Raw genomic sequence first — 13,586 nt, forward strand, 5'->3', positions numbered from 1 at the left:
CACAGCCATGGCGGTGACGGCCCTCGTGGCGTGCACACCCGTCCACGCGTGGGCCGAACCGTCCGCATGTGACAACCCATCCTGCGTCCCGGGTATCACCGGAGGTGTCGTGCTGGGCGCGCCGTGCCCGGACACCACCCACTTCGTGTTCGGCACCACCTCGTGGGGCCGGTTGGTCTTCTGCGGATCTCCGCGGCGTTATGAACCGCGATACTTCCGTTCCCCCTCGATGTGGGGAATCAAAGATGAGAACTCGAACTGCGAGGGCTTCGAAAACTCGGTCGCACAAGCCCCCGATGGCCTGTTCCTCACCTGCGTGTCTGTCGACGGTGCACCCCGGTGGGTTCGTGGCGACACGTAAATCACCCCACGTGACCGTGGCGAACAATATGCTCAGGCGCCCCGCGCAGTCCCTCGCCGGGCTGGCCGCGACAATTCTCGTTGCGGCGGCCGCAGCCGCAACGCCGGTCACCCGCGCTGACGAGCCGGTGCTGCACCACGTCACCTACACCGTCACCGCGCAGCGCCGCGTCACCGCAGACATCTACTTCCGGGACGCCGATCCACCCGGCTGGGCCGAATATAGCCACGACCCCTACCAATTCAGTCCCAAGGTCGAGGCCGACGTGGGTCCAGGCACACGGTGGACGCGGGACGTCTGGTTGGCAACTCCCGATGAATGGGCCATGGTCATCGCCACCAGCGGGATGTCGCCGGCCACGCCGGACTTTCACTGCGAACTCGCCGTGGACGGGACAGTCGTGGCCACCAACAACGGCGCCAAAGGCGCGCTGTGTTCGGTGCGTCACTGGTAACTCGGCGGCCACCGGTACCCAGGTGAATGCTCACTGAGCGGGAACTACAGTCCACGACCGTTTCGCCGAGGCCTACCGTGTGCTCTATTAGCCGCTGGTATCAACCAACCGCCGGGTCGGCTTCCCTCATACCCGGTGGAAACGGAGAGAGGACGGCAATGCCCGCCACGAATTCATCCCCGAAACGTGACGCCGGCCCTCTCGATGTCACCTCAGAGCGGGCCGATGATGCAGACCTCATCGAAGCAGCGGAGGCAGCAGCTGCCGAAGCCGAAGCACTCGCTGCGGCTGCGCGCGCCCGCGTCCAGGCCATCCGGCAACGCCAACAGGCCGAAGCAACCGACACCGCATCGGCAGAAACCGCTGAGACCTCCGGCGAGGATAGGGCAGCAACCCCCACTGACGAAATAACCTGCGCTGCAACCCTACTCGCCGATCCCGAGCGCACCTATGGCACCGAACCGCCTGATCAAGGCGGGGCGCCACCCCGACGGCGCAGGAAGACACACTTTCGCCGCCCGAAACTACCCACAATGGTGGCTGTCATCGGGATACTGAGCACCGCGGCGCTTCTCGCAGCAAGCGCGGTCATGGTCCGACACCACGATCAGCTGCTCAGCAAGCAACAACGGGCCGCGGAATTCACGGCTGCCGCGCGACAAGCCGTCGTCACCCTGATGTCGATTAGCGCCGACAGCGCTAAAGACGACGTACAGCGCATAATCGACAGCTCGACCGGCCAGTTCAGAGATGACTTCCGCGGCGCGGCCGACGAGTTCGTCAAAGCCGCGCAGACTGCGAAAGTCTCGACCAAGACAACCGTGCAAGCCGCGTGCCTCGAGTCCATGACCGCGGACACTGCGGTCGTGGCCGTTGCTGCCAGCTCCACGCTCACCAATACCAACGACGCCGCCGAGCAGCCACGCTCGTGGCGGTTGAGCGTCAAACTGGCCCGCGACGGTGGGAAAATCAAAATGTCGAGCATGGAGTTCATCCCATGACCATCGGACAGCTCGAACACCACAACCCCACTGACCTTGAACTCACCCTCGCAGCGGCCGGCGACGACCAGCGCGACGACATCACCGGTGACGATCAACGGACGACCGCGAACGACGCCACCAACACGCGCCGCAGCCCGATACGAACCGCACTATCGCACTGGCCACTACTGATCATCGGCCTGCTGTTGGTCGCGGCCGCCATCGCAGCCGCCACCCTGTACTTCGGTCAATATCGACACGACCAGCAAACCAACGACGCCACAGCCAAGTCGGTGATCAGTGCGGCAAGCGAGGGAACCGTCGCGCTGCTGTCGTATACGCCCGACAAACTCGACAGCGACCTGGCCGGCGCAAAGTCACACCTGACCGGCGACTTCTTGACGTACTACAGCAAATTCGCCGACCAAATCGTAGCGCCCGCGGCCAAGCAGAAAGCCGTCAACACCCAAGCCGCGATCCAGCGCGCCGTCATCAGCGAATTGCACCCCGACACCGCCAGGGTATTGGTCTTCCTCGACCAAACCACAACAAGCAAGGATGCACCTGAGCCGGTTCAGACCGCCAGCAGTGTCATGGTCAGCTTGACCAAAGTCCGTGGCGCATGGCTTATTTCGGAATTCGACCCCATCTAGAATTGCCGTCGCTCCACCGGGGCGGGATTGATTCCGCTGAAGGAAACATTCATCATGCATAAGTTATCGGCCACGAGACAATGACCGGTGTCGCATTCTCATTGAGGAGATGATTGATGGCCACCCCTGAGACCCCGTCCCGCTACACTGTCATTTCCGCGGATACCCACGCCGGCGCCGACCTCCTCGAATACAAGCCGTATCTCCCGCAGGCTTTCCATGACGACTTCGACGCGTGGGCCAAGACGTATGCGAGCCCTTTCGATGACTTGATCATCGCCACCGCGAAGCGCAACTGGGACCATGAGTTGCGTATCTCCGAAATGGACGCTGACGGGGTCGCAGCGGAGCTGTTGCTGCCCAACACTGTTCCTCCCTTCTTTCCGACATCCCCCAACATCACCATCTCGTTGCCCGAGAACCGAGCGGAATTCGAACACCGCTGGGCGGGCGTGCAGGCGCACAACCGATGGCAGGTCGATTTTTGTTCGCTGGCACCCGCACGCCGGCGAGGATTGATCCAGGTATTCCCCAACGACGTTGACGCCGCACTGGACGAAATCCGTTGGGGCAACGAGCAAGGCTGCTTTGGTGGAGTGTTGCTGCCCCCGGTATCGCCGGGCGACCCCAATGTCGCCCCGCTGTTCCACACTCGATATGAGCCGATTTGGCGGTTGTGCAGCGAACTGGATCTGACGATCGTGCAGCACGGCGGCCCCGGAAGTCCGGCAATGCCCATGGATCAGCCGGCATCCAACGCCGTGCTCATTACGGAAATGGCGTTGTGGGCACAGCGGACCCTGGGACATCTCATCCTGGCCGGGGTTTTCGAGCGTCACCCCACGCTGAGGTTCGCCCCCACCGAGCAGGGCACACTGTGGGTGCAGCAGCAACTGATGATGCTCGATGCGATGGTGCCGACGATGAAGTCCGAAGCCGGCAACCGCACGTACGGTATGTTCGGTGGTTCCTCGGTCGATGGGCTTACCCTCACGCCGAGCCAGTACGCCCAGCGGAACTGCTACCTGGCCAGCGAATTGGCGCCCTTCGAATCAGTCATGATCGACTTCATGGGTGCAGACCACATCCTGTGGGGAAGTGACTACCCGCACGAGGAGGGCTTCGCTCCTCAATCCAAGCTGGCCATCCGGTGGGCGCTACACAACAGATCAGAAAGCGAGTGCCGAAAAATCCTCGCCGAGAACGCGGCTCGGCTTTACCGATTCGACCTCGATACTCTGGCGCTGATCGCAGCTGAGATCGGGCCGACCGTAGCCGAAGTGCATACGTCCCTTGCCGACACCGGCTACCGTGCTCCGGCGGCGTTCGGCTACCGCCCCTTCGAGGGCGGACTCGCGTTGAAGCGCCTCGCTCCCCAACGCCAGTAAACGCACTCTGATCCGAGAGTCTCGGAACTCCAGTGCAAAAAATTTGCCTGGAGCTAGACCCGCTCCACCGGAGAGAGCGGTCTTCTCCAGCGCGCTGTTCAGATGGCACCCTAGGACTTGACGCAAGCGCAACTTCTCCGACCTTATGCGGCAGTTTGTTTCGCCTGAGACCGATGGTCAGAGGTGGTGATGGGGGCAGCCCGGCGCAACCGTACGGTTCTAGGATCCGCCATCAAGATGAGAAAATCCGGTCCTCCATTTTGATGAGAATTCTGCAAACCCAAAGGTGGAACGGTCGCGATCCGCCGGTCAGGCCGGGAACCTACATGCGTCCTCCCATCGCCGAGACGCAGTAGATTAGCGGGTAGCGCCTGCGCGTAAATGGCATCGCGGTCCGCGATGTCGAGCAATGGGTATCAACGCGCTGTTCAAGATGATCACGGGCTGGGACCACTGAGCTTGAGTTGCCCGCCAAGATTGGCGATGGTGTTAGCGACGCTGGCGCCTCGTCGCCGTCGGCGAGCGCGCCCACTAAAGTCGGAGAGGAAATCGCCAAGTGACCATCAAGAACCATGCCGAGGCAGCGCTTTCGATCTGCCGAAGCCGGGGGGCCACTCGATGAGTGCCGACTTGCGACTGGCTATTGCGTCCGCCCCCATGTTCGACGGGCTGAATAGCAAGCACGTCGACCTGCTGGCCGCACAGAGCCGCGCGATCTTCCTGCCCGCTGGCCAGGTGCTGTTCCGTAAAGGGACCCCATCGACCGGCTTCTACATGGTGCGTGACGGCCTCATGCAGCTGTCCGTTTCCAATTCGGAAGGCGTGGTCAAGGTGGTGGAAATCATCAGGCCGGGCGGCGCTTTCGGGCATGCCGTCATGTTCGTCCACGAGCCCTATCCGGTGGACGCCACCGCGCTGGTCGACACGCATCTGGTGTTCGTCCCCGCAGCCGCGGTCGACCGGGTCCTCGACGAAGAGCCCGCGATGGCGCGCATCATGCTGGCGTCGATGGCGCGGCGGCTGCAAAGCAAGATTCAGGACATTGCCATGCTGTCTCTGCAATCCGCGACGCAGCGGATCGTTGCCTACATCCTCGGCGCGATAGGCGCGGGGACTTACAGCGTGGGTGGGGGAGCCGGCGTTTCCGAAAGCGATGCGAGCCAATTCGCCCCCTCGGCCAGCGTTGAACTACCCGCCCTCAAGCAGGTGCTGGCGTCGCGGCTGGGTATGACGCCCGAGACCTTCTCCCGCGCCATGCGGACCCTTACCGAAAAGGGCCTGATCCGGCTGGACGGCGCGGTCGTGCAGATCCCGGATATCGCGGCGTTGGACGCGTACGCCCAGAGCGTCTCGATTCTGTGACAAGCCCCACAGGCTTGACTTGATCTAGGTCAAACCCAGCGCTCCCGGCGGTTCATAGCGTGAATTCGTCAATCGCCTATCGCCGCCGGAGGAGACCCAATGTTCTGCTATCAGTGCGAACAGACCGACCGCACCGACTCACCTGACCGCCCCAATCTGCTGGCCTTCGGTTGCGCCAGCACGAAGGGGAATTGCGGCAAGGATGCCACCACCGCGGCGCTGCAGGACGTGTTGGTTCACGTCAATCTCGGCATTGGACAGTACGCGCGGCAGGCCCGCCGGCTCGGGGCCGCCGACCCGCGATTCGCCGCACACGCCAGTTTCGACCTGTTCACCACACTGACGAACGTCAACTTCAATCCCACCCGGTTCATGGCTTTGATCTCCGCGGCGGTCGACATGCGAGAGCAGGCGAAGCAAGCCTATGAGAATGCCGCCCGAGCCGCCGGCGCGGAGCCCGAAACCCTCTCCGGTCCAGCACAGTTCGCGCCGGCTACAACGATTGCGGAGGTGGTCGCGCAGGCCGCCGCCGTCGGGGTGGACGCCGACCTCGACACTCTTGGCCCCGATGTGGTAGGCCTGCGGAACCTCAATCTGTATGGCTTGAAAGGTGTTTGCGCGTACGCGCACCACGCCCACGCCCTTGGATACCAAACCGAGACGACCGATGCGGGCATCGAATCCGCTCTGGCGTTCCTGGCGGACGCACCCACTGATCCCCAGGCCCTGCTTGCCCACGCGCTTGAGCTGGGCTCGGTAAACCTCAAGGTGATGGAGATGCTCGACGCGGCCAATACCGGCAGCTTCGGTAGCCCCGTGCCCACACCGGTGCGGATTACGCCAGTCGTCGGCAAGGCCATCCTGGTATCCGGTCATGACCTGCACGACCTGCAGAAGATACTGGAGGCCACCGAGGGCACCGGGATCAACGTCTACACCCATGGCGAAATGCTGCCCGCACACGGATATCCCAAACTGCACGCGTACAGCCACCTCGCCGGCAACTACGGCGGCGCCTGGCAGGATCAACAGCGCGACTTCACCGGCTTTCCCGGGCCGATCGTGATGACCTCCAACTGCCTGATCGAGCCTCAGCCGGCCTACCGCAACCGGATCTTCACCACCGGGCCGGTGGGCTGGCCGGGCATCCGTCACCTGGACACCGCCGACCTTTCCCTGGTCATCAGGGCCGCACAGTCCCTGCCTGGATTCACCACCGAGGTGCCGTCGGAAACCATCACCACCGGATTCGGGCGTGAGGCGGTGTTGTCGGTCGCCGACACCGTCATCCAGGCAGTCAAAGACGGTGCGATCAAACGCTTCCTGCTCATCGGGGGATGCGACGGCGCCGCACCAGGACGCAGCTACTACGCCGACGTCGCCGACGGCGCGCCCGAGGACACGGTGCTGCTCACCCTCGGTTGCAACAAGTTTCGTTTCAACACCCATGAGTTCGGCGACATCGGCGGCATTCCCCGGTTGCTCGATGTCGGCCAGTGCAATGACAGCTACTCGGCTGTGCAGATCGCATTGGCGTTGGCAAACGCCTTTGACTGCGGGGTCAACGACCTGCCGCTCAGCCTGTTCGTCTCGTGGTTCGAGCAGAAGGCCGCCGCGGTGCTCTTGACCCTGCTGTCATTGGGAATCCGCAACATCCGCCTCGGGCCGACACTGCCGGCATTCCTCAGCCCCGCCGTGGTCGACATCCTCGTCGAGCAGTTCGCGCTCAAACCGATCGGCGATCCCGAACAGGATCTCGCCGATGCGATGGCAGGCGCGTGATGACCGAGACTATCGCGCTACCCGTTGACGCCGAGTTATCAAGCTACGACGTCGTTCTGGTCACCAATGACGGCGAGGAGTCAACGATCTCCTGCGATTCGCAGACCACTGTGCTCGCCGCCGCCGAGCAGGCGGGCATGGTGCTGAAGTCAACCTGCCAGACCGGCGGGTGCGGAGCTTGTTCGGCCGTGCTCTCCGGCGGGCAGGTGGACATGGGCAAACACGACCCAGACGTGATCGAAGTACCCGAGAACCAGGGCGGAATCCTGTTGTGCTGCAGTGTTCCCCGCACTGATTGCCGCATCGAACTGCCCTATGACCGCGGCCAGGTCATTGCTGCGCCACCGACACAACAGCAAGCCCGGGTCACCGGGCTGACGCTCGTCGCCGACGAAGTGATGCACCTGAAGGTCGGTCTGGACGGCTCGACGCCCGCAGACTTCGACTCAGGCCAGTTCGTGCGTATCACCGTCCCGGGCACGGACTCCCGACGCGCCTACTCACCGGCAAACGTCGCCAACTGGGACGGAGAGCTCGAGTTCTACATCCGACTGCTGCCCGGCGGCCTGATGTCGCAATACTTAACCGAGCAAGCGGCCGTCGGCGACGTGCTCACCGTCTCCGGTGCGCAGGGATCGTTCACCCTGGCCGAAAACGGTCTGCGACCCCGCTGGTTCCTGGCAGGGGGCACGGGATTGTCGCCGCTGCTGTCGATGTTGCGTCGAATGGCCGAATGGGGCGATCCGCAGCAGGCGCGTCTGTTCTTCGGCCTCACCCGCTATACGGAGGTTTTCGCCCAGGACGAGCTCGCCGAACTCGCAGGGTTGATACCCGACTTTCGGGCCGACACCGCGGTCTGGCAACCGGATCCTCGGTGGACGGGCGCCACCGGCAACCCGGTCGATCTCGCAGCGGCCGAAGTCCCGATGCTTGACGAAAGCCCAGATGTCTATGTGTGCGGGCCACCGCCGATGATCGAGGCCGCCTACACCGCGCTCACCGCCGCCGGTGTGCCCCGCGACCAAATTCATGCCGAACGGTTTTTCACCACTGCCTAAAACCAGCACGAACTTCGCGCGGTAGGTGGAAAGCGCTGTTCTACGTCGGCCGTGCAAGTTGACGTCGCACAGCAAATTGGCCTCGCTTTGCCGGATAGCCGTCGGGGGCCACCGCGCGCGGTCTAAGGCTCGAAACGCTGGGCGGAAGGCAGGAGTGAACAGGCTTGGTCAGAAGCGGCCCCATGGTCATCGCACCGAGGCACGAGGTTCGCTCGCTCGGGCCGGCCGTTCGCCCTTCGTGTCCAGCTATGTTTGCTCCACGGACCTGGATTTCCGCTCAACGCCGTTAAGCACTAGTTTCCCTAAAGTGATGTCGTCAGCTGCTAGCGCTCTCGCGCGCTGGATTGCTCCCTTCCTGACCGTTGCGGGCATTGCCTGCATGGGTGTTTCGGCCGGCCCACCGCAGGTCGGCTCCGCCCCGACGGTGCGCTTGGCCAGCGACGGGGACCCGTTGGCGGGGGCGCCGTTCTACGTCAATCCCAATTCGGCGGCCATGCGCGCCGCGCAGAGCGCCGATCCGCCGAGTCCCGAGCTGACCGCGATCGCCAACACGCCGCAGGCCTATTGGATCGTCCCGGGCTCGTCGGCGGGCACGGTCGGGAAGTACGTTGGCGACGCGAACGCTGCCGGCGCCATCCCGGTTCTGGCGCTTTATGGAATCCCGCACCGGGATTGCGGCAGCTTCGCCGCGGGCGGCATGGGGTCGGGCGCGGACTACCGAGGCTGGATCGACGGCATCGCATCCGGCGTGGGAGCCTCGCGGGTAGGGATCATCGTCGAGCCCGACGCTCTCGCGATGGCCGACTGCCTGTCGGGTGATCAGCGCCAAGAGCGCTATGACTTGGTTCGCTATGCCGTCGACACGCTCACTCGGGACCCGAACGCGGCCGTTTACGTCGATGCCGGCCACTTGCGCTGGCATAGCCCCGAGGACATGGCCGCCAGGCTCAACCAGGCCGGCGTCGGTCACGCGCGGGGCTTCAGCGTCAACACCGCGAATTTCTTTACGACCGAGGACGAAATCGGCTACGGCGAAGCGATTTCGGCGCTCACGAATGGTGCCCATTACGTGGTCGACACGTCGCGCAACGGCGCCGGACCAGCGCCGGACGGCGACCTCAACTGGTGCAACCCCAGCGGCCGGGCACTGGGCACTCCGCCCACGACGGCCACCGCGGGTGCGCACGCCGACGCCTACTTGTGGATCAAACGCCCCGGTGAGTCCGATGGATCATGCGGCAAAGGTGATCCGGCGGCGGGCACGTTCGTGAGTCAGTACGCCATCGATCTGGCCCATAGGGGCGGGCAGTAATCGGAGCCTCGGAATCCCGCACCGATCGCCTCCTCGCGCAACCGGCGTTGACCATGCCTAGCCGCCGGCCAGATCCGGGCTGACCGTCCAGGGCTGTGGCCGCAGGGAATTGTCGGGGCTCAGATCTTCAAATAGCCTTTGTCGGCGGGGATCTGGGCGGCGGTGACCAACGAGGAGGCGTCGCTGGCCAGCCAGACCACGATGTCGGAGATCAGGTCGGGGGCGGCCAGCGACTCGGTCGGCAGTGCGCCCGGCGAGAAGCTGTGGATGTAGTGCGGATGGTCTTGGAAGGTCTGGTACATCGACAGGTCGTTGCCCATCGGCGTGTCAGTGCCGTAGGGATGCACCGAGTTGACGCGGATGCCGAACTCACCGAGTTCCACCGCCAGCGAGTTGGTCAGCCCGACCACACCGAACTTGCTGGCGCAGTAGTGCCCGCAGCCGGGGACGGCCTTGATGCCCGCCGCGGAGCTGATGTTGATGATCGATCCGCCATTGCCGGCGGCGATCATCGGCGGGACCACGGATTTCATGGTGTTCCACAGCCCGGTCAAGTTGGTGTCGATGGTCTCCTGCCATTGCTGAGCCGAAATTTCCCATAGCCTGCCCCAATTCAGCACGCCGGCGTTGGCCACGACGATGTCGAGCCGGCCGAATTGTTCGATCGCGTTCGCCACCACTCGTTGCTGGCCCGCCAGGTCGCGGACGTCGACCTCGTCGGCGAGGATCTTGCGGCCCTCGCCCTCGACCAGGTTGACGGTTTCGGCCAGGTCCTCCGGGAGCGCCGGGGGGTAGCCGTTGTGTTCGGCGACCGGCGCGCAGGCGTCGATCGCGATGATGTCGGCGCCAGCCCGGGCCAGCCGGACGCAGTGGGAGCGGCCCTGGCCGCGGGCGGCCCCGGTCACGTAAGCGACCTTGCCGGCCAGCGGGGCGACGGGATCGGTCATGCCGAGAGCTCCTCTGCTTGAGACGTTGCCTGAGAATCACCGGCACGTTGATAGCTGAATTCGTAGTCCGACAATGGGGACCGCCGGCTGAACCGGCGCGACGCGGTGATGGTTTGCGGCCGGTGATACACGGTGTCGCGCTGCGAATTGACGAAATACGTGGAAAGGCGGGGGTTGCACGCCGTCAGGTACAGGTGGACGGCCTTGCCTTGGCGGTGCATCTGTTCGTTCCACCGGTCGAACGCCGCCGGGCCGACGGCAACGCTCGTCGCGCCGCGACGCCGGGTCTCGTCGATGAGGCGCACCGCGTGCGCGGCCATCGTCTCGACGAAATCGGGCCAGGCGAAGCCGACGAAGCCGAGCGGTCCGACGATTTCCCACCGGTTGGGCAAGCGCGGATGCGCCGTTCCGGCGTAGCTGCGCAAGCCATGAGCGCGGTAGTCCTGGGCGAGGTCGAACCCGTTCTCGCCCAGTATCGTTCCGGGACGGTACGTTTCGGGATCGGTCCACAGCTCGTAGCCGGTGGCCAGCACGATCAGATCGGCCGGGTGGTCGACGCCGTCGGTGGTGCGGATGCCGGTCGCGGTGATCCGATCGATGGGAGCGGTGATCAGGTGAGTGCCCGCGTGGTTGAACACCGGCAGGAAGCTGCTGGAGATGACGGGACGTTTGGCGAGCAGGCCGTACCGGGGGACGAGAGCGCGACGTGTCCGCGGATCCTTGACCACCGAACGCACCAGCAGCCGGTAGAGCACCCGGCACCACGCGTCGTATAGGGGCATGAGCCGCACCAGCATTCGGTCGGGGAGCCGCGACAGCACGTGCACCAGCGGCGCGACCATGAGGGCATCCATTCCCGCCCGGCCCAGCGCGTTGATGGCATCGACCACACCCGGCAGGCGCAGCGCGAAGCGCATCCACGGCCTGATGTCGAAGTCGATCTTGGGCAAGACCCATGCGGGGGTGCGCTGGTAGATGTCAAGGGTGGCCGCCCGCGCCGACACGGCCCCGGCGATCTGGACACCGCTGGATCCGGTACCGATGATCGCGATGCGCTTGCCCGTGGTGTCGTAGTCGTCGTCCCACGCGTTGGGACGCAGGACGGTCCCGGTGAAGTCGTCGACGCCGGCGATGTCGGTGACGTCCTTGGCGTTGACGTAGCCGCCGACCGAGTTGATCACGAACCTCGCGGACACCGAATCCCGGCCGTTGAGCTTCAGCCGCCATCGGGACGCCTGCGCGTCCCACTTCTGTTGGACAACTTCGGCGTTCGGGCGCAGGTACGCGTAGAGCCCGAGGCGCGCGGCGGTGTCACGCAGGTAACGGTAGATCTCGGGGCCCGGCGCGAAGAACCTCGTCCAGTTGGGGTTGGGCGCGAACGACAGCTGGTACCAGAGCACGGGGATGTCGACGGCGAGGCCCGGATAGTGGTTGTCTCGCCAGGTGCCGCCAAAGTCATGGCCGCGTTCGAGGATGACGAAATCGGTTATCCCCTTGTCGCGCAGGAGCTTGGCCGCGGCGATGCCGCCGGGGCCGGCGCCGATGATTGCGACTTCGTAATCGGGGTCAGGCACGTTGCGCCCCGATCAATCCGGTGATCATGTGATCGCTGACGAACCGCCGGACCGCCCGAGGATTGTCGAGGTTCACCGAGATGGGCGGGATGAGCTCGAAACTGAACAACATTCGCACGATCCATTCACTGGCGCGCACGGGGTCGATGTCGGCTCCGACTTCCCCGCTGCGCTGGGCGGCTTTGACCAACGGCTTCCACAGCTCGATCGAACGGCGCATCAACTCGTCGCCACCGTGCTCCAGCAGCAAGACCAGGATGCTCTGATTGATGCCGCGGGACGTCGACAGCGATCGCTGACGATGCGCACAGATCAGCACCGCGACGGCCGCGGCCTGGTCGGCCAGCGTGCCTTCCTTGGCGACCTCCACGGCCATGGTGGCGATGAACCCGGAGGCCAACTCGTTGAGCGCCGCGGCGATGGCGTTGTCGCGGGTGCCCAACAGGTTGTGCACGGTGCCACGGGACACGCCGGCGGCCTCGGCCACCGCCGTCAGGCTGAATCGCCGCGGCCCCAGGTGGCGCAGTGTGTCGGTCGCGGCCGTCAACAACGCGGTCGGTACGGGTTTGACGGCGTCCACCGGCATTTGGACACATTAGCGATTTGTGTTCAAAGCGGTCAACGGTTGACCGATGCCCGAGGCATCGGGCATGCGCTTTGCGTCGTCGTGAGAGCGATCGGAATGCTCGAACGGGCGGCGTCGTTGGTTGCCGATATGCCCACCGGAATCATCCTGATGGCGCGCCCGGATGCCGCCAATCTCGTCGACGATGTGATCGCGCAAGCCCGAGGAGCTTATGAGCACGGTGTCACCCAGGTGTGGCTGCCTCAGCAGCAGAACTACGACGCGATCGCGCTGGCGGCGCTCGTCGGCGCCGCCGTCCCCGGACTGGGCGTCGGGACCTCGGTGGTGCCGATCAACCCGCGCCACCCGCTGATTGTCGCCTCGCTCGCGCAGACGGCACAGGCCGCCGCGCACGGCAACTTCAGCCTGGGTCTCGGCCTGGGTGCCCGCCAGATCGAGCGCCAAACTTTCGGCACCGACTGGCCCAACGGGATCATTCGGCTACGGGAGCATCTGACGATCCTCGGCTCGGTGTTCAACACCGCCGGCGTCGACTTCCACGGCAGCGAACTCAGTGCGAGCCCCACTTGGCCGGTACAGGTCGCGGGCGGGACGCCCATCCCGGTCTACGTGGCGGCGATGGGCCCAAAGGCGTTGCGGGTGACCGGCGAACTGGCAGACGGGACGTTGCCCAACCTGGCCGGGCCCCGGACGATCGGCGAATTCATCGTGCCGGAGATCACCAAGGCGGCAGCCGACGCGGGGCGTCGCGCCCCGCGGATCATCGCCGCCGTGCCGGTGTTGGTGTCCGAAGACGTCGACGGCGCCCGTGCCATCGCCGCGCGACAGTTGAGCTTCTACGAGAGCATCCCGTCGTATCGCAACGTGATCGCCAGGGAACAAGTCGCCGGCGCCGTCGAACTCGCTGCCATCGGACCGGAAGACCTTGTCGTGCAACAGTTGCGCCGCTATCTCGATGCGGGTGCCACGGATCTGGTGATCAGCCCGATCGACCGCTCAGCGTCGGTTGACCGCGAGGCGCTGTGGAGAGTCACGGCCGCGGTGTGAACCGACGGGTGTCAACCGGCGACTGATCGCCGAACAGGACCACCTCGAGCTGGTGCGTGGTCGAGTGATTCACCGCCAT

The 13,586-nt window shown here is 64.8% G+C and carries 13 protein-coding genes; 10 read left to right on the forward strand and 3 right to left on the reverse strand.

Going from position 1 to position 13,586, the window contains the following annotated elements; translation table 11 throughout:
• Window positions 1–7 precede the first annotated feature (7 nt).
• The 9 genes from U8D42_RS22645 to U8D42_RS22685 all read left to right on the forward strand — a co-directional run bounded on the left by U8D42_RS22645 (window position 8) and on the right by U8D42_RS22685 (window position 9,353).
• Complete coding sequence (locus U8D42_RS22645) at window positions 8–361, forward strand: hypothetical protein (protein ID WP_085242646.1); 354 nt, start codon at window positions 8–10, stop codon at window positions 359–361.
• A 28-nt stretch (window positions 362–389) separates the two neighbouring features.
• Entirely contained in the window at window positions 390–815 is a 426-nt protein-coding gene (locus U8D42_RS22650) for a hypothetical protein (protein WP_085242719.1), read from the forward strand.
• Window positions 816–973: 158 nt separating this feature from the next.
• Entirely contained in the window at window positions 974–1,816 is an 843-nt protein-coding gene (locus tag U8D42_RS22655; protein WP_322858156.1) for a hypothetical protein, read from the forward strand.
• On the forward strand, window positions 1,744–2,451 hold the full coding sequence (locus U8D42_RS22660) for a twin-arginine translocation pathway signal (protein WP_322858155.1): 708 nt from the start codon (window positions 1,744–1,746) through the stop codon (window positions 2,449–2,451). The genes U8D42_RS22655 and U8D42_RS22660 overlap by 73 nt, the downstream gene beginning before the upstream one ends.
• Window positions 2,452–2,567: 116 nt before the next feature.
• Window positions 2,568–3,839: an amidohydrolase family protein gene (locus U8D42_RS22665; protein WP_322858154.1), complete on the forward strand. Its 1,272-nt coding sequence runs from the start codon at window positions 2,568–2,570 to the stop codon at window positions 3,837–3,839.
• Between the two features lie 657 nt (window positions 3,840–4,496).
• On the forward strand, window positions 4,497–5,201 hold the full coding sequence (locus tag U8D42_RS22670; RefSeq protein ID WP_322858153.1) for a Crp/Fnr family transcriptional regulator: 705 nt from the start codon (window positions 4,497–4,499) through the stop codon (window positions 5,199–5,201).
• A gap of 99 nt (window positions 5,202–5,300) precedes the next feature.
• Window positions 5,301–6,983 carry a hydroxylamine reductase gene (hcp, locus tag U8D42_RS22675; protein ID WP_090419309.1) on the forward strand — a complete coding sequence of 561 codons (1,683 nt, stop codon included), beginning with the start codon at window positions 5,301–5,303 and terminating at the stop codon, window positions 6,981–6,983.
• Window positions 6,983–8,041, forward strand: a complete 1,059-nt coding sequence (locus tag U8D42_RS22680) for an FAD-binding oxidoreductase (protein ID WP_090419306.1) — start codon at window positions 6,983–6,985, stop codon at window positions 8,039–8,041. Before hcp ends, U8D42_RS22680 begins: the two co-directional genes overlap by 1 nt.
• A 307-nt stretch (window positions 8,042–8,348) precedes the next feature.
• Window positions 8,349–9,353 carry a glycoside hydrolase family 6 protein gene (locus tag U8D42_RS22685; protein WP_322858152.1) on the forward strand — a complete coding sequence of 335 codons (1,005 nt, stop codon included), beginning with the start codon at window positions 8,349–8,351 and terminating at the stop codon, window positions 9,351–9,353.
• Window positions 9,354–9,472: 119 nt separating this feature from the next.
• Here U8D42_RS22685 and U8D42_RS22690 read toward each other — a convergent pair whose 3' ends face one another.
• The 3 genes from U8D42_RS22690 to U8D42_RS22700 are packed head-to-tail and all read right to left on the reverse strand — an operon-like array spanning window position 9,473 to window position 12,460.
• Complete coding sequence (locus U8D42_RS22690) at window positions 9,473–10,300, reverse strand: mycofactocin-coupled SDR family oxidoreductase (RefSeq protein WP_090419235.1); 828 nt, start codon at window positions 10,298–10,300, stop codon at window positions 9,473–9,475.
• Window positions 10,297–11,874 carry a flavin-containing monooxygenase gene (locus U8D42_RS22695; RefSeq protein WP_322858151.1) on the reverse strand — a complete coding sequence of 526 codons (1,578 nt, stop codon included), beginning with the start codon at window positions 11,872–11,874 and terminating at the stop codon, window positions 10,297–10,299. Before U8D42_RS22695 ends, U8D42_RS22690 begins: the two co-directional genes overlap by 4 nt.
• Window positions 11,867–12,460, reverse strand: coding sequence for a TetR/AcrR family transcriptional regulator (locus U8D42_RS22700; RefSeq protein ID WP_085242684.1), 594 nt, complete (start codon window positions 12,458–12,460; stop codon window positions 11,867–11,869). The genes U8D42_RS22695 and U8D42_RS22700 overlap by 8 nt, the downstream gene beginning before the upstream one ends.
• A gap of 129 nt (window positions 12,461–12,589) precedes the next feature.
• Between U8D42_RS22700 and U8D42_RS22705 the strand changes: the two genes are divergently transcribed.
• Window positions 12,590–13,507 carry an LLM class F420-dependent oxidoreductase gene (locus U8D42_RS22705; RefSeq protein ID WP_090421388.1) on the forward strand — a complete coding sequence of 306 codons (918 nt, stop codon included), beginning with the start codon at window positions 12,590–12,592 and terminating at the stop codon, window positions 13,505–13,507.
• Window positions 13,508–13,586: the final 79 nt, after the last annotated feature.

This window comes from Mycobacterium europaeum (assembly GCF_034555895.2).
Lineage (GTDB): Bacteria > Actinomycetota > Actinomycetes > Mycobacteriales > Mycobacteriaceae > Mycobacterium > Mycobacterium europaeum.